Genomic DNA, 15673 nt, shown 5'->3' with positions numbered 1-15673 from the left:
CCGCTGGAAGTGCGTCGAGATGCCGTCGATCGTCTGCGGCGCCGAGATCCGGCCGGGTCGTGACCGGGCGTGGGGTCCCGCTCGCGGGACACGCGGTCAGGCCCGGCCAGGGGTCAGGCCGTGCGCTCCTCGCCCTTGGCGCCCTTGGCACCTTCGGTGGAGGCAGCCGCCGGAGCCTTGCCGGGCTCCTCCGGCGCCTCCTCGAAGTTCACCCGCTTCATGTGCTTGTTCATGGACTTCATCAGCAGCCACACCGCCCCGCCGATCACGGCGAAGACGATGAAACCGAGGACGCCCGGGGTCACCTTGTTCTCGTCCAGGTCCTTGGCGAGCGGGACGAGATGCGTCATGGCGAGGGTGCTGGTGGCGCTCATCATGGGCTCAATTGTTGCGGATGCCCGCGAAGAGGTCGTCCTCGGGGAGGGAAGTGTCCACGAGCGACTTCGCTAGCTCGTACTCCTCGGTGGGCCAGACCTCCTTCTGGATGTCCATGGGCACCCGGAACCAGCCGCCGTCGGGGTCGATCTGCGTCCGGTGCGCGATCAGCGCCTTGTCGCGGATCTCGAAGAAGTCGGCGGAGGGCACATAGGTGGTCAGGGTGCGCTCGGGCCGCCCGAAGGTCTTCCAACGCTCCAGCCACTCCGCGTACGGCGAGTCCAGCCCGCGGGCCAGCAGCGCCTCGTGCAGCGCCACGGTGCGCGCCCGGTTGAAGCCCTGGTTGTAGTAGAGCTTCTGCGGCTGCCAGGGCTCCCCCGCCTCCGGGTACTTCTCGGGGTCACCGGCCGCCTCGAAGGCCACCACCGAGATCTTGTGGGTCATGATGTGGTCGGGGTGCGGATAGCCGCCGTTCTCGTCATAGGTGGTGATCACCTGCGGCCTGAACGTGCGGATCAGCTTCACCAGGGGCTCCGCCGCGGCCTCCACGTCCTGCAGTGCGAAGCAGCCGTCGGGCAGTGGCGGCAGCGGATCGCCCTCGGGCAGTCCGGAGTCCACGAAGCCCAGCCACTCCTGCTTGACGCCGAGGATCTGGCGCGCCTCGTCCATCTCCTTGGCGCGGACCTCGTGAATGTGCTCCTCGATGTAGGGGTCACCCTGGAGCTTGGGGTTGAGGATGGAGCCGCGCTCCCCGCCTGTGCAGGTGGCGACCAGCACGTCCACCCCCTCGGACACGTACTTGGCCATGGTGGCCGCGCCCTTGCTCGACTCGTCATCCGGGTGCGCGTGCACGGCCATCAAACGCAGCTGCTCAGTCAAGTTCGATCCTCAGTGATTCGTCGTGGGAGACGGCTTCTATAGTGACCTAAACCGGAGACGAATAATTCCGATGTCTCCCCCAGCAGGAGGAACGCCCATGGCCGCGGTGCGCGAGGGGCTGCCCGACGGGCGTTACGGCCGGTCCGCGGACGCGCGTGCCGACCGGACGCTGAAGATCGTCGGCGCGGTACTCGGTGCCGGGCTGCTGGCCCTGATCGCGTGGTTCGGGTACGACTACATCGCCGGTCAGGACGTCAGCGGCCGGTTGACCGGTTTCAAGGTGGTCGCCGACGACGCCGTCGAGGTCCGGCTGGAGATCACCAAGGACAAGGACGCGACCGGTGTCTGCACGGTGCGTACCCTGGACAAGTACCACGACGAGGTGGGCCGGAAGGACTTCACCTTCGGCCAGCCTCAGGAGGACATGGTCAAGGTCGTGACCGTGCGGACCACGGTCCGGGCGACCAGCGCCGAGTTGATCGACTGCGAGCCTGTTCGATAATCGAACTGGACGTGTCGGGCGCCTGCCCCGATCTGACCAGCGCTGACGCGTTTCCTGCGCATTGCGCCCAGTTCCCTCCTCCCCGTTTCTTGCCGGAATTGTTAGGCTCGTGGTTTCGCCCGGCTACGAAGGCGCACCCTTCTGAGTAGGGCGTTCATTTGTATTCCCAGTACCGACGAGGAGCACCTGTGACCCAGACCAGCGAGAACGTCACCTGGCTGACCCAGGAGGCGTACGACCAGCTCAAGGCAGAGCTGGAGTACCTGTCGGGTCCCGCACGTGTCGAGATCGCGAAGAAGATCGAGGCTGCCCGGGAGGAGGGTGACCTCCGGGAGAACGGGGGTTACCACGCCGCCAAGGAGGAGCAGGGCAAGCAGGAACTCCGAGTGCGTCAACTGACGCAGCTCCTGCAGCAGGCGAAGGTCGGCGAGGCACCCGCGGACACCGGCGTGGTCGCCCCCGGCATGGTGGTCACCATCGCCTTCGACGGCGACCCCGACGACACCCTGACCTTCCTGCTCGCCTCCCGTGAGTACGCGAGCGCGGACGTCGAGACCTACTCGCCGCAGTCCCCGCTGGGTTCGGGTGTGAACGGCAAGAAGGTCGGCCAGGACGCGGAGTACGAGCTGCCCAACGGCCGCACCGCCTCGGTGCGAATCCTGGAGGCCAAGCCGTACCAGGGCTGAACGCCCAGTGGGGAGCCCCGGCCGAACGGCCGGGGCTCCCCCTCGCCCCGCACTCCCGGAAGGACCGCCTCAGGCGGTCGCCGAGCGGTACTTGCGCACCGCCAGCGTCCGGAAGACCACGATGATCAGGGCCGAGTAGATCAGTGACGCCCAGACCGGATGCTGCATCGGCCAGGCACCGGACTGGGACAGACCGGGGTCGCCGAAGAGCTGACGGCACGCCTGCACGGTGGCACTGAACGGGTTCCATTCGGCGATGTGCCGCAGCCACGGGGTCATCTGGCTGGAGTCCACGAAGGCGTTCGAGATGAACGTGACCGGGAACAGCCAGATCAGACCGCCGGAGGTCGCCGCCTCCGGGGTGCGGACGGACAGCCCGATCAGCGCCCCGATCCAGGTGAAGGCGTATCCCAGAAGAAGCAGCAGACCGAAGCCGCCCAGGATCTTCCCGATGTTGGTCGAGTCCGCGAAACCGGGGCGCCAGCCCACGATCAGCGCGACGACGGCAAGCACCACCAGGGTGAGCGTCGTCTGCACCAGGTCGGCGAAGGTCCGGCCGGTGAGCACCGCGCCCCGGGCCATCGGCAGCGAGCGGAACCGGTCGATCAACCCCTTGTGCATGTCCTCCGCGATCCCCGCGCCCGCGCCCGCGGTGGCGAAGGTCACGGTCTGCGCGAAGATCCCGGCCATCAGGAAGTTCTTGTAGACGTCCGGGTCGGTACTGTTGCCGATCTTCATAGAGCCGCCGAAGACGTACGTGAAGAGAATCACGAACATCACCGGCTGAACCAGCCCAAAGAGGACCATCTCCGGAATTCTGGTCATCCGGATCAGATTCCGCCGGGCGATGACCAGGGAATCGCTCATCGTGCTCATTTCGCCTCCCCCTTCCCGGCGCCATGGCCGGTGAGCGAGATGAATACGTCGTCCAGGGTCGGGCGGCGCAGCCCGATGTCGTCGATCTCGACACCACGGGTGTCCAGTTCGCGGATGACCTCCGCGAGCAGCTTGGCGCCGCCCACGACCGGGACGGTGACCTTACGGGTGTGCTCCTGCACCGCCGTCTCGCCCTTGCCCAGGACCCGCAGGACCTCCTCGGCGGCCGCGATGTCCTCGCGCTCATGCACCACGACCTCCACGCGCTCGCCGCCCGTACGGGCCTTGAGCTGGTCGGAGGTGCCGCGGGCGATGACCCGACCGCGGTCGATCACGCAGATGTCATGCGCCAGATGGTCCGCCTCCTCCAGATACTGCGTGGTCAGCAGCAGCGTCGTACCACCGGCCACCAGCTCCTGGATGACCTCCCACAGCGCCTGTCTGTTGCGCGGGTCCAGACCGGTCGTGGGCTCGTCCATGAACATCACGGGCGGGCTGACCACCAGGGCCGCGGCGAGGTCCAGCCTCCTGCGCATTCCGCCGGAGTACGTCTTGGCGGTGCGGTCGGCCGCGTCCGCGAGGCTGAACCGCTCCAGCAACTCGCTCGCGCGGGCTTTGGCCTCCCGCGCTCCCATCTGGTAGAGCTGGCCGACCATCTGGAGATTCTCACGGCCGGTCAGATATTCGTCCACGGCGGCGAACTGGCCGGACAGCCCGATGGAGCGACGGACCTCGTTGGGGTTCTTGAGTACGTCCACCCCCGCGACCACCGCCGTCCCGCTGTCCGGGCGCAGCAGCGTGGTGAGCACGCGCACCGCGGTGGTCTTGCCGGCGCCATTGGGGCCGAGCAGTCCGAGCACGGTTCCTTCCGGTACGTCGAGATCGACGCCGTCCAGAGCCTTTACGTCACCGAAGGTCTTCACCAGACCCTCGGCGTGAATAGCGCCTGGCATGTTGGCACTCCCGGGGTTGGGTCAGTTCCACACTCAATCAAGGCATAAGTCCGCCCATATGGGCAGCGCTCGGCAGCAACTGGACGGCAATCGTAACCGAGACGCGATACATCGCGACATACGCGAGGCGAACAAAATGAAGAAATCGAGCCGCGAAGGAACGGAACCCCTACCCCCGTGAGAGCAGACCCGTTCCCGGGCGCAGGCCCAGACCCCTCCCCGGTGTCAGGCCATCACCGTGTACCCGGCGCCGCGCAGCGCCTCCCGGACGTCCTCGCAGTGCTCCGGCCCCTTCGTCTCCAGGTGCAGCTCCACCTCGGCCTCGCTCAGCCCGAGCCGCGGATTGGTGCGGACATGGCTGACGTCGAGCACATTGGCGTCCAGCGTCGACAGCACCCCCAGCAGCGTGGCCAGCGCGCCCGGCCGGTCGGTGAGCCGCAGCCGCAGCGACAGATAGCGCCCCGCCGCGGCCATGCCGTGCCGCAGGATGCGCTGCATCAGCAGCGGATCGACGTTGCCGCCCGAGAGCACCGCGACCACCGGCCCCTCGAAGGACTCCGGCGCCGACAGCAGCGCGGCCACCGGGCTCGCGCCCGCGGGCTCCACCACCAGCTTCGCCCGCTCCAGGCAGAGCAGCAGCGCACTGGACAGCTCGTCCTCGGTGACCGTACGGACCTCGTCGACGAGGTTCTCGATGATCTGGAACGGCACATCGCCCGGCCGCCCCACCTTGATGCCGTCCGCCATCGTCACGGGCGCGTCGATCGTCACCGGCCGCCCGGCCGCCAGCGACGGCGGATACGCCGCGGCGCCCTCCGCCTGCACCCCCACCACCCGCACATCCGGCCGCAGCGCCTTCACCGCCACCGCGATCCCGGCGGCCAGCCCGCCCCCGCCGATGCCCACCACCACGGTGCGCACCTCGGGGCACTGCTCCAGGATCTCCAGCCCCACCGTGCCCTGCCCGGCGATGATGTCCGGGTGGTCGAAGGGGTGGATGAAGACCGCGCCCGTGCGCTCGGCGTACTCCTTCGCCGCCCGCATCGTCTCGTCCACGATCTGGCCACACAGCTGCACCTCGGCGCCGTAGTCCCGGGTGGCCGCGATCTTCGGCAGCGGTGCGCCCTCGGGCATGAAGACCGTCGAACGCACCCCGAGCAGCGAGGCCGCGAGGGCGACGCCCTGCGCATGATTCCCGGCGCTCGCCGCGACCACCCCGGCCGCCCGCTCCTCGGGGCTGAGCCCCGCGATCCGCACATAGCCGCCGCGCAGCTTGAACGACCCGGTGCGCTGCAGGTTCTCGCACTTGAAGTGGACCGGCGCGCCGACCAGCCCGGACAGATAGCGGCTGCCCTCCAGCGCGGTGAGCCGGGAGACCCCTGAGAGCGTCTTCTGCGCGCTGCGGACGTCGTCGAGGGTGATCGTCGGCTCGGACCCCCCGGAAGCGGACCCCCCGGAGGCGGAACCTCCGGATACGGAACCCTCGGACGCGGACGCGGACGCAGGGGCGGGAGAGGTGAGGCGCGAGGCCGGGCCGGACCCGGAGCCGGGCCCGTCCTCGTCGCCGTGTCGTGCAGCCATGGTCCCCAGTCTGGCAGCTCACCCCCGACAGGCCCCGGCGGGCCGAGCCGGTGGCCGGGGGTGGTGTCATGTCGATGCCGGGCGAGGGCCCGCCGCCGGGCCACGGCGCCGGGGAACGGCCCAGAACGGCAGGTTGTGGCTCGATGGCCGTCAGGTTTCTGCAGCCCCCGTACGGGCGGGCCCCCAGCCGCGTACTCTGTGCCACATCCCACAGACCACCGCATGAAGTGAGCCCTAGGCCATGCCCACCCAATCGGACATGACGACTCAACTCGACACCGGCGTACTGGACGCGCTCCAGCATCAGGTCGCCGTCTTCGCCCGCCGTGCGGAACAGACTCGGCTCGGCGGCGTCGGACAGGCCCGCAATTCCATGGACCGAGCCGCGTATCTGCTGCTCAACCGGCTCGACCAGGAAGGCCCAATGGGGGTCAAGGCGCTTGCGGGGAGCATGGGCATCGACTCGTCCACCGTGACCCGCCAGGTCGCCCCGCTGGTCGACTCCGGCATGGTCAAGCGCACCTCGCACCCCGAGGACGGCCGCGCGGTCGTGCTGCAGCTCTCCCCGCGCGGCAAGGCCCGCCTGGAGGAAGTGCGTTCGTCACGGCGCGATCTGATGTCCCGCGTGACCGGGGACTGGACGGCGGAGGAGCGTGATCTCTTCTGCGACCTCCTGACCCGCTTCAATACCGCCCTCTCCGCCGCGCACACCACGGTGCCCCAGGCGACGCCCGCCACCTGACCCCGGCGCAGACATCTTGACCAGGTGCCTGTGCCTGCCGTGTCCTAAAAGGAACGGGAGGCGGAGGGCGTGGTGCGAGAGCGGCGGGCAGCACGGGATGGCCGCCGGGCCCGGGAATTCGAGGCATTCGTCGCGGGCGCGGGTGGCCGACTGCTGCATGCGGCCACGCTGCTCACGGGGGAGCCGACGGGGGACACCGAAGCCGCCGAGCGCCTGCTGACCGCCGCGCTCGCGCGCACGTACGCCCGCTGGGACCGGCTGCGCGGCGAGGATCCGTACGACCACACCCGCCGGACGCTGGCCGCCCTCTTCGCCCACCGGGGCCACCGCTACCGCCGCCCGCGCGGCGGCACCCTGGCCCGGCTCACCCCGCAGGAGCGGCTGGTACTGGTGCTGCGGCTCTACGAGGGGGTCGCGGAGGAGCAGACGGCGGCGGCGCTCGGGCTCCCGGTCGAGCGGGTCCGGGCGATCTGCACCCGCGCGGTCACGGCGATGCGCAGCGCGGCGGCCCGGCGCGGCACGACTGGAACGCGACCGTCCGCCGGAACGCCACGCTCCGGCGGAACATCGTCTTCCGCCGGCACCACCGAGACCACCGGCAGCCGGGCGGCCACCGACGCGACGGGGGCAGGAGCAGAGGCCGGAGCCGACGCCGGGGCAGGAGCCGGGGCCGCCCCATGAGTTTCCCCGACCGCAAGGAGACCGAGGTCCGCCGAATGCTGGAGGGCCCGCATCCGGCGCTGCCGCCGGATCTGGCGGGCCGGGCGGCCGAACGGGGGCGGCGGATGCTCCACCGCCACCAAGTAGTGTGCACCATCGGCTGGCTGCTGCTGCTCGCCGCGGTCGTCGCGTTCGGCGTCTGGGCGGCGATCGTCGAACCGTGGGCCACGCCGCCGCCCACCGACACCACCCCTCCCCTCGAGGGGTGGTGACGCTCAAGGGGTGGTGACACGCGAAGGGTTGTGACACTCGAGGGGTCGTGACACGCGAAGGGTCGTGACCGCCCCAAAAAACCGCAAGTCCAGGCGTCAGCCCAGAGCCTGGCCCAGATCCATCAGCAGATCGTCGACCGACTCGATGCCGACCGACAGCCGTACGAGATCGGCCGGCACCTCGAGCGCCGAGCCCGCCGCCGAGGCGTGCGTCATCCGCCCCGGGTGCTCGATCAGCGACTCGACACCGCCGAGGGACTCCCCCAGCGTGAACAGCCGCGCCCGGTCGCACACCCCGACCGCCGCCTCCTCGCCGCCCGCGACCCGGAACGACACCATGCCGCCGAAGGCCCGCATCTGCTTGGCCGCGATCTCGTGCCCCGCGTGCTCCGGCAGCCCCGGGTAGTAGACCTGGGTCACCTTGGGGTGCGCGGTGAGCATCTCCGCGATCCGGGTGGCGTTCGCGCTGTGCCGGTCCATCCGGACGGCGAGGGTCTTGATGCCGCGCATCACCAGCCAGGAGTCGAAGGGCCCGGCGATGGCGCCCATCGCGTTCTGGTGGAAGGCGAGTTCGTCGCCGAGGCCGGTGTCGGAGACGATCAGCGCACCGCCGACGACGTCCGAGTGCCCGCCCATGTACTTGGTGGTGGAGTGCACCACGACGTCCGCGCCGAGCGCGAGCGGCTGCTGGAGGTAGGGGCTGGCGAAGGTGTTGTCCACCACCAGCCGGGCCCCCGCGGTGCGGGCGACATCGGCGACGGCGGCGATGTCGGTGATGCCGAGCAGCGGGTTGCTGGGCGTCTCGACCCAGATCACCTTCGTACGGGGGCGGAGCGCGGCCCGTACCGCCGCCGGGTCGGAGCTGTCGGCGACCGACCACTCCACGCCCCAGCGCTCCACAACCTTCGCGAACAGGCGGAACGTACCGCCGTACGCGTCGTTCGGGATCACGACGTGGTCGCCCGGCACCAGGAGCGTGCGCAGCAGGCAGTCCTCGGCGGCGAGGCCCGAGGCGAAGGCCAGGCCGCGGCGGCCGCCCTCCAGCGCCGCCAGGTTCTCCTCGAGCGCGGTACGGGTGGGGTTGGCGGAACGGCTGTACTCATAGCCGCCCCGCAGACCCCCCACCCCGTCCTGCTTGTAGGTGGAGACCTGGTAGATCGGCGGGACGACGGCGCCGGTGAGGGAGTCCGCCTCCTGGCCCGCGTGGATGGCGAGCGTCTCGAAACTCTGAGGATGCCCCTGGGGGTGCTGGTGGCTCATGGGCCCGAGCGTAACGCCCGACGCGCCCGTGCTGGATTCAACGACCGCCGGGGCGCATAGGCTGGACCACAAGCCGTTCCGCACCACAAGCCGTTACGGGCCTTCACACGGGGACACCTCATGGAGCTTCTGATCTTCCTCATCGCCATCATCATGATCGGCGGGCTGATCGTCGTACCGGCTGTGCGGCGGATGCGCGGGGGCCGCGGGGCCGTGCGGGGCGCGGTGCGCGCCTCGGACCCGCAGGAGTACGGCTTCGTCCCGCGCGAGCGGCTGGACGTACGGCTGCCCGGACCGGACCGGCAGCTGATCGACGCGCTGGAGGAGGTCCAGGCCCGGCAGGACTGGCAGCCGGCCGCCCGGCTGCTCGCGCTCACCGACGCCACCTCGGAGCTGCGCTGGCAGCGGGTGCAGACGCTGGCCGGGGCGGCGGCCTTCGAGCTCGCCCAGGCCCCCGGCCAGGGCGGCATGTGGCTGCGCACCTGGCGGGTGGCGGCCCCCGAGGACCCGGGCGCGGCGGCGGTGCACGCGGAGTTCCTGGTCCGCCAGGCGCTGCTCGACCCGTCCTCGCAGGACTTCCGGATGATCCTGGAGGAGGCCCGGGACGTCTGCCACGAGGCGGCCCGGCTGGCCCCGGAGGACCCGGTGCCGCACATCGTCGAGCTCGGCGTGGCCCGCGGTCTGGCCTACCGGCAGGCCGACTTCGAGGAGCTGTGGACCAAGGTCACCAAGCTCGCCCCGCACCACATGGGCGCCCACCTGGCCGCCCTCCACTACTGGTGCGAGAAGTGGCACGGCTCCCAGGACCGCGCCGACACCTTCACCCACGCGGCCGCCGCCTCCGCCCCCGCGAAGAGCCTCCTCCCCGCCCTCCCCCTCTTCGGCGTCTTCGAGCACCTGCCGGAGGCCAACCTCGTGCGCACCCTCTACCGCAGCGAGGTGATCACCAAGGCGATGGAGGGCGCCCTCTACGCCGTCCGCCAGGCCCCCGCCGACCACCCGGTACTGCCGCACGTCCGCCACCTGCTGGTCTTCTTCCTGGTTCGCGCGGAGCGCTACGCGGAGGCCCTGGAGCAGCTGCGCCATGTGGACGGCCACGTGGGCGCGGTCCCGTGGTCGTACGGGGTGGACCCGGCGGCCGAGTACACGGTCTACCGGGCGCTGGCGGTGGCGGGCTGGGAGGGCAGCGGCGGCACCCCGGCGACGCTGCCACAGTGACGCTGCCGCAATGAGGGAGCCGTGAGCGGCCCGGAATTCCCGCAGCCCCGTACCCGTTGAAGTAAAGGCGCCCCGTCCCGGTCCCACGAGGAGCCCGAAGATGCTGTTCAGCCGCCACAGGAACCACCTCCCCACCGCCGAGGAGGCGCTGAAGGGCCGCCCCGAACCGGGCTTCCGCGTCCCCGACCGCCACACGGTCCTCGGCAACCCCCTGACCGGCCCGTATCCGGAGGGCCTGCTCGTCGCCGACTTCGGCCTGGGCTGCTTCTGGGGCGCAGAGCGGAAGTTCTGGCAGGCCCCGGGCGTGTGGACCACGCTCGTCGGCTACCAGGGCGGCCACACCGAGAACCCCACCTACGAGGAGGTCTGCAGCGGCCTCACCGGTCATACCGAGGCCGTCCGCGTCGTCTTCGACCCGAAGATCACCTCCTACGCCGCCCTCCTGAAGGTCTTCTGGGAGTCCCACGACCCCACCCAGGGCTTCCGCCAGGGCAACGACGTCGGCACCCAGTACCGCTCCGCGATCTACGCCCACTCCCCCGAGCAGCAGTCCGAGGCCGAGTCCTCCCGCGCCGCCTACCAGTCCGTCCTGACCGGCTCCGGCTACGGCGAGATCACCACCGAAATCCTCCCCGCGGGCCCCTTCTACCCGGCCGAGCCCTACCACCAGCAGTATCTTGACCGCAACAAAAACGGCTACTGCGGCATCGGCGGCACGGGCGTCAAGCTAAGTGACCCTTCCGAGGGCGGCTCATGCCCCACCGGGATCGCGCCCGCTGACGGCTGACGCGGCGGCTTCGAGGGCCAGGTGCCACGGATAGTTCTCTGGTCGGCCCTGGCCCGGCTTGTTGGGTACGAAACCGCCTTCCCCATACAGCACACGCACCCCAGGCATGGCGCGGAGCGTGGCAATGCTGATGTCGAACTGTGTGTGCTGGACGTAGGCCGCGTTGACGCACGGCATCGTCACGGTGGGGATGCGCTTGCCGATGGCCTCGGCCACGAATCCCACGATGAACTTCTCGGTGATCCCCAGTGCCCACTGGTTGATCGTGTTGAAGGTGGCGGGCGCCAGGACCGCGACATCCGCAGGGGGCCAGGCGTCCGGCTCCCGGGGCAGCTTGTACTGACTGCGCACCGGGTGCCCGGTCAGCTCCTCCAACGCTGGCAGCTCGTCGTCAAGCCAGCGTGCGGCCGTAGGGGTCAATCCGAGGCAGACATCCCAGTCGGCCGCCTGCGCACGTTCGATCACGCCGGCGATGTTCAGCACCGGCGGGGCGGCACTTCCGAACAGGTAGAGCACACGGTTCACGGTCATGTGGGCAGTCCACCCTGCGGCGCCCTCCCTCCGCAAACCCCGCCCCGCTCAGGGTTGAGATCGCCGTTCAACGTCTTCTGCCGTGGCCTGGCGGGTAGCGTTTCCGTTGAGTGAGTCATGAAAGGGAGGCATGCATGCCGCTCCCCGACGACGAGCACACGGGCGCTCGGATCGCACATCACCGGAAACGGGCTGGGCTGACTCAGCGGGGGTTGGCTCAGAAAGTCCCCTACTCCTACAGCCTGCTCACCCAAGTTGAGTCCGGGCACAAGCCAGCCAGCCCTGACCTGGTGGCCGCTGTCGCGAAAGCGCTGTGCATCGACGTCACGGCACTGACCGGACAGCCCTACGTGACCGAGCTACAGCAGGACCGGTTGGCCGCGTTGGTCCGCCCGATCCGTGAAGCCCTCGACCTCTACGACCTCGGGGCCGATCCGGCGATCACGCCGCGCCCCACTCCTCAGCTCGTCGCCGCTGCCCAAGCTCTGTGTCAGCAGGTCCGGGCGACGAAGCTCTATGACGCTGCTCTTGATCTCCCAGGAACGATGGCGGAGATCACTACAGCCGCGTATCGGACGCCGTCGTCCGAGTTGTGGGCTGCTCTGTCGAGTACCTACCGCACCGCGCATGACCTGGCCGTGAAGCTGGGCTACTACGACCTCTCCACGGTGGCTCTGGACCGTATGGACTGGGCTGCCTCGCGGGCATCCGATCCGCTGCTGTCCGCAGTGCGCCAGTACATGCGGGCCCTCGTCTACTTCCGAGAAGGCGAGTACACCATCGGTCAGCGGCTCGTAGCCTCCGGGCAGGGGCTGTTGGAGCAGTCTCCGCTGTCGCGAGACCGGCATGCCGTTGCCGGGCAGCTGCACCTCGGAGCAAGCATCATCGCTGCCCGCGCTCATGACGAAGACGCGGTAAAAAACCACCTAACCGAGGCCCGGTCTTACGCGGACCGGACAGGCGAAGCAACGGACGTGCACTGGCTGTCCTTCGGCCCCACCAATGTCACCGTGCATGCGGTGTCGGCTCATGTCGAGATGCGGCACTACGGCGAAGCTCTGCAAGAGGCCGCGAAGGTGCGGATACCGCAGGACTGGGCTGTCTCCCGCGCCGCGCACTTCTACGTGGACCAGGCACGCGCCCAGATGGAAGCGGGACGCTCTGAAGCGGCCTTGAAATCGATCGTGACCGCGCGGAAGCTGGCGCCGCAGCAGACCAGGTACCACGCGGGCGCTCGGGAGACCATCCGGGGCCTGATCCACTTGTCCCGTCGCACCCCGGACGGCCTGGATCACCTGGCTGCTTGGGTGGGTCTCTGACACTTTCACCGCGGTAGCCCCCGGCTTTCACTCAACTGTGAAAGTTGGGGGCTTCGCATGTCACCAGCATGAATACTCAGCCGGTTTTTCATCCGCCACAGGACCCCGGCGACGCGGGCGTGCGCCCCGGGGCGTGGCCAACCTGAGGAAGCAGGTCGACATGCGGAACTGTATCGGGAGGGTCTTCGAACCGTTGGTGAGAGTGCTACGGCCCGGCCGGGGGCGTCATCGCACGGTCGGGACACGTCAGCCGGTGGACTGTGCTGACGCCCCGACGCTGCAACTGCCTCGTGTCCACAAGATGTCGCGTAAGCCTGTGCTGCGCAGCGAGGACGTGCAACTTGTCCGGCCGTATCTGGTGGCACATGAGCGTCGGAAAGACGTGCCTCGGGTGGAGCTGCTGTGCGCGCCGCACGGGATGGCGGTGGTCAGGTGAGTGCGCAACCGCGATTGCTGCCGTGGCCCGGCCCTGCCGGAAAGCCGTGCTACTTGATGTCGGATGAGGACGGCACGGGGTATCTGTCGCAGCTGGCTGACGAGATGGAAGCGGTTCAGCTTCAGATGGGCGCTGAACTCATCGGCCACGCCCGCTTACTGCTCCGCGACCGGAAGGCGGACCCGCGAGAACTCCGCTACCTCTCGAACCGCCTCATCGAGGCACTGCAAGACGCTCTCCGGATCGCGAAGAGTCGCGGCGGGCGTCTTCCTGGGCCAGGCGAGTGCGAGAGCGACGGACCGACTCAGACGAGCAAGGGGCCGAATGAGTAGGGCGTCAGAGGGCTGGCAGGTCGGTCCCGCACCGGGGCGCGGTCTGCGTCCTGGCAAAGACCGTCTGCTCGAGTTGCCGCTTCGAGTCCTCCGGCCCGGTCGCGCATCCCTGGCATCCCTGGTGCTGACGGTGGTGGAAGCGGAGCAGTTGCACGCCGCCTTGTGTTACGCGCTCGTCGGCGAGCCCGCGCCTGAGGACGCGCCGGAGTGCCGAAAGCCAGTGCGCTACCCGGGTGGCCGACAGAAGTACTGAGGTCGCTCGGCGAAATCACGCGCAACAACCGAAGAAGCGATACCGGACCACCCCCTTTCGCCTGGACAGCTACCGGGGTGGTCCGGCTGGGGATCGATCACGAACCCCGGTGCCGATGGTACCGGGGTCATCGTCGTGCCCCCGCTCGACGCGGCCCGGTCATGGTTGTCAGATGGCTTGTAGAGAAGGGAACTTGACCAAATGGGCGGCCCTGAGGACGACAGGTTCGACGGAGAGGCGGCTGACCTGGAGGCGGGGATATGGGTACGCGGAGTGGACTACATAAGCGGCTGGCGGGACGCGAGGGAGGCCGCGACCGAGCTGGGCGAAGCGCTGAGGCTCGTCGGCGTCGAGACGGCAGGAGTGCGGCTGCGTGCCGCTTCGGGCGCGGACGGCTCCGGGGTCGTGCGGCTGGAGTTGTCGGCGGCGTCGGCGCGTGAGGTGGCGATGCTGGCGCGGGTGACGGCGGCCCGGCTGGGCAGGGCCAGCTGATCGGGGTGGCCGGTGGCGGGCGTGCGGTGCTGGATCGGCGCGCTGTGGGCACGCCGCCGGCCGTAGCGGCTTTTGGGCGGGAGCTGCCACGGGGCGAGAGAACAGGGGGCCTTACGCTGGCCCGGCGAATCGGGCGGATCTGTGATCCTGCCCGCGTTTGCGACCGATCGGCCCCCTGTTCTTAGAGGCTCGCCCCGTGGTGGCTGCCTAAAAGCCGCGTAGGCCGTCGGCCCCAACCACAACGCATCAGCCCGTACGGCGGTCGGCTCCTCGGCGAGCGATCGCGGCGCGCTGGGAGTGCGGGCGGTGGGCGCCCGACGGGACCGGCGGCCACGCCGCAGCCCGGCGGGGCGGCCAGACCGCCCGGCGCGCCGCAAGGCGCGCCCTTGAGTAAGTGAAGACAGGTTTCGACAGCCCGTCGGCAGTGCGCACCAAGGATACGACGGCAGGTCAGCGACACGATACGCGGCGACGCCTATGGGAGTGCACGCACACCCTAGGGGCGTTAGCCTGAAAGAACGCGAGGTATGAGAATTACTGCGCTGCCAACACATTTCTCCGTTCGCCTTTCGAATTCCGGCACCAAAGGCCATAACCGGTAAAGCGGATGCGTTGACACATTCCACCAACGAACTTCTCAAGGGGTGGAGGTCAGTGGCATACACTATAGATATCGCCATCGGCGGATTCTGGCTTATCGCTGGAGCCGCCCTCCAGGTCTGCATTACCTGGATTCGACTACATAACAAGAACGGACACTTGTCTAGATTCATAGGCAACAAGCAGGAAGTGCAGATCGTCCTACCGAGCGCACCGAGCTTGCACGAGAGCAGCCAGCCCCTTAAGCGCCGTAAATGGCGCGACCACAAACGCAGCCCGACATCCCTGATGCCCCGTAAAGATGAGCCCAGAGCCCTTGACCTACGCGCCCTGCTGGAGAGCCAACCCCACAATGTGCTGTGGGGTCCCACCATCGAAGGTGCGGCGGTAGCTGAACTACTCGGCGGATTTCGTGAAGCCGTGAAGAATGTTCGAGTCGAGTTTGCACACGCAGGACACTTCTCGACCATCAAGGATCGAGAGCCCTTCGTATCCGTGGGTGGGCCAAGCGTCAACGCTGTCAGCGAGACCTTGATCAATGATCATCTTCCCGATTTCGAGATCAAGTACCCGGAACACATGGTCACCATACAAGGGCGCAAGTGGGGAATTCCCTCACAGAGCAACGGTTCACTAACCGAGGATTATGGCTTCATCCTTGCGGGGCGAACACGAATGGGAACGCCTTTTGTTGTACTCTGGGGCGTCTACGCATTCGGCACACTTGCCGCCGCTCGCGCATTCATCGATCTATCAAATAGGAAGAAATTCACCGACGGTGAGAAGGAGAGCCTCGCGAGCAAGGGGGGAATGTTTTTGGTAGTGCATGCAAATGTGGATGGATACAAAGTCGCCCCTCCAATTCCAATTAAGCCCCAACCGGGCATTTACGTCCGACCATAAATCGATACCCCGCGCG

General features: G+C 68.7%; 17 protein-coding genes. 10 read left to right on the top strand and 7 right to left on the bottom strand.

Going from position 1 to position 15673, the window contains the following annotated elements; genetic code table 11:
• Positions 1-113 precede the first annotated feature (113 nt).
• On the bottom strand, positions 114-374 hold the full coding sequence (locus J2Z30_RS40885; protein ID WP_037950756.1) for an RAMP4 family protein: 261 nt from the start codon (positions 372-374) through the stop codon (positions 114-116).
• Between the two features lie 7 nt (positions 375-381).
• Positions 382-1254: a mycothiol conjugate amidase Mca gene (gene mca, locus J2Z30_RS40880; RefSeq protein WP_044570764.1), complete on the bottom strand. Its 873-nt coding sequence runs from the start codon at positions 1252-1254 to the stop codon at positions 382-384.
• Positions 1255-1351: 97 nt separating this feature from the next.
• Between mca and J2Z30_RS40875 the strand changes: the two genes are divergently transcribed.
• Both J2Z30_RS40875 and greA read left to right on the top strand, forming a co-directional pair.
• Positions 1352-1756, top strand: coding sequence for a DUF4307 domain-containing protein (locus tag J2Z30_RS40875; RefSeq protein WP_044570767.1), 405 nt, complete (start codon positions 1352-1354; stop codon positions 1754-1756).
• A 188-nt stretch (positions 1757-1944) separates the two neighbouring features.
• Complete coding sequence (greA, locus tag J2Z30_RS40870) at positions 1945-2442, top strand: transcription elongation factor GreA (RefSeq protein WP_020868807.1); 498 nt, start codon at positions 1945-1947, stop codon at positions 2440-2442.
• Positions 2443-2511: 69 nt separating this feature from the next.
• Here the strand turns inward: greA and J2Z30_RS40865 are convergent, their stop codons facing one another.
• The 3 genes from J2Z30_RS40865 to ilvA form a co-directional block, all read right to left on the bottom strand.
• Positions 2512-3318: an ABC transporter permease gene (locus J2Z30_RS40865; protein WP_044570772.1), complete on the bottom strand. Its 807-nt coding sequence runs from the start codon at positions 3316-3318 to the stop codon at positions 2512-2514.
• Positions 3315-4271: a daunorubicin resistance protein DrrA family ABC transporter ATP-binding protein gene (locus J2Z30_RS40860; protein WP_037950765.1), complete on the bottom strand. Its 957-nt coding sequence runs from the start codon at positions 4269-4271 to the stop codon at positions 3315-3317. Before J2Z30_RS40860 ends, J2Z30_RS40865 begins: the two co-directional genes overlap by 4 nt.
• 225 nt (positions 4272-4496) lie before the next feature.
• Positions 4497-5852, bottom strand: a complete 1356-nt coding sequence (gene ilvA / locus J2Z30_RS40855; RefSeq protein WP_245389010.1) for a threonine ammonia-lyase — start codon at positions 5850-5852, stop codon at positions 4497-4499.
• 241 nt (positions 5853-6093) lie between these two features.
• On the opposite strand from ilvA, the gene J2Z30_RS40850 reads away from it, so the two are divergent.
• From J2Z30_RS40850 to J2Z30_RS40840, 3 genes are all read left to right on the top strand, one after another.
• Positions 6094-6594: a MarR family winged helix-turn-helix transcriptional regulator gene (locus tag J2Z30_RS40850; protein WP_209469049.1), complete on the top strand. Its 501-nt coding sequence runs from the start codon at positions 6094-6096 to the stop codon at positions 6592-6594.
• A 69-nt stretch (positions 6595-6663) separates the two neighbouring features.
• Complete coding sequence (locus tag J2Z30_RS40845; protein WP_372453386.1) at positions 6664-7275, top strand: sigma factor-like helix-turn-helix DNA-binding protein; 612 nt, start codon at positions 6664-6666, stop codon at positions 7273-7275.
• Positions 7272-7526 carry a hypothetical protein gene (locus J2Z30_RS40840; protein ID WP_044570775.1) on the top strand — a complete coding sequence of 85 codons (255 nt, stop codon included), beginning with the start codon at positions 7272-7274 and terminating at the stop codon, positions 7524-7526. The genes J2Z30_RS40845 and J2Z30_RS40840 overlap by 4 nt, the downstream gene beginning before the upstream one ends.
• A 96-nt stretch (positions 7527-7622) precedes the next feature.
• Here J2Z30_RS40840 and J2Z30_RS40835 read toward each other — a convergent pair whose 3' ends face one another.
• A complete protein-coding gene (locus J2Z30_RS40835; RefSeq protein ID WP_044570777.1) occupies positions 7623-8786 on the bottom strand; it encodes a cystathionine gamma-synthase in 1164 nt (387 codons plus the stop codon).
• Positions 8787-8906: 120 nt separating this feature from the next.
• Between J2Z30_RS40835 and J2Z30_RS40830 the strand changes: the two genes are divergently transcribed.
• Both J2Z30_RS40830 and msrA read left to right on the top strand, forming a co-directional pair.
• Entirely contained in the window at positions 8907-10004 is a 1098-nt protein-coding gene (locus tag J2Z30_RS40830) for a hypothetical protein (RefSeq protein ID WP_044570779.1), read from the top strand.
• Between the two features lie 100 nt (positions 10005-10104).
• Positions 10105-10791: a peptide-methionine (S)-S-oxide reductase MsrA gene (msrA, locus tag J2Z30_RS40825; RefSeq protein ID WP_107073306.1), complete on the top strand. Its 687-nt coding sequence runs from the start codon at positions 10105-10107 to the stop codon at positions 10789-10791.
• Here the strand turns inward: msrA and J2Z30_RS40820 are convergent.
• Positions 10756-11322, bottom strand: a complete 567-nt coding sequence (locus J2Z30_RS40820; RefSeq protein WP_044570781.1) for a flavoprotein — start codon at positions 11320-11322, stop codon at positions 10756-10758. The two genes, msrA and J2Z30_RS40820, sit on opposite strands and share 36 nt — an antisense overlap.
• 134 nt (positions 11323-11456) lie before the next feature.
• Between J2Z30_RS40820 and J2Z30_RS40815 the strand changes: the two genes are divergently transcribed.
• The 3 genes from J2Z30_RS40815 to J2Z30_RS40805 all read left to right on the top strand — a co-directional run bounded on the left by J2Z30_RS40815 (position 11457) and on the right by J2Z30_RS40805 (position 15657).
• Complete coding sequence (locus J2Z30_RS40815; protein ID WP_044570782.1) at positions 11457-12641, top strand: helix-turn-helix domain-containing protein; 1185 nt, start codon at positions 11457-11459, stop codon at positions 12639-12641.
• Between the two features lie 1222 nt (positions 12642-13863).
• Entirely contained in the window at positions 13864-14154 is a 291-nt protein-coding gene (locus J2Z30_RS40810) for a hypothetical protein (protein ID WP_044570786.1), read from the top strand.
• A gap of 654 nt (positions 14155-14808) precedes the next feature.
• Entirely contained in the window at positions 14809-15657 is an 849-nt protein-coding gene (locus tag J2Z30_RS40805) for a hypothetical protein (protein WP_209469048.1), read from the top strand.
• Positions 15658-15673: the final 16 nt, after the last annotated feature.

The sequence above is a fragment of the Streptomyces iranensis genome (assembly GCF_017874715.1).
Taxonomy (GTDB): Bacteria; Actinomycetota; Actinomycetes; order Streptomycetales; family Streptomycetaceae; genus Streptomyces; species Streptomyces iranensis.
The sequence above is the reverse complement of the archived record's forward strand: the minus strand, read 5'-3'. Positions and strand labels throughout refer to the sequence as shown.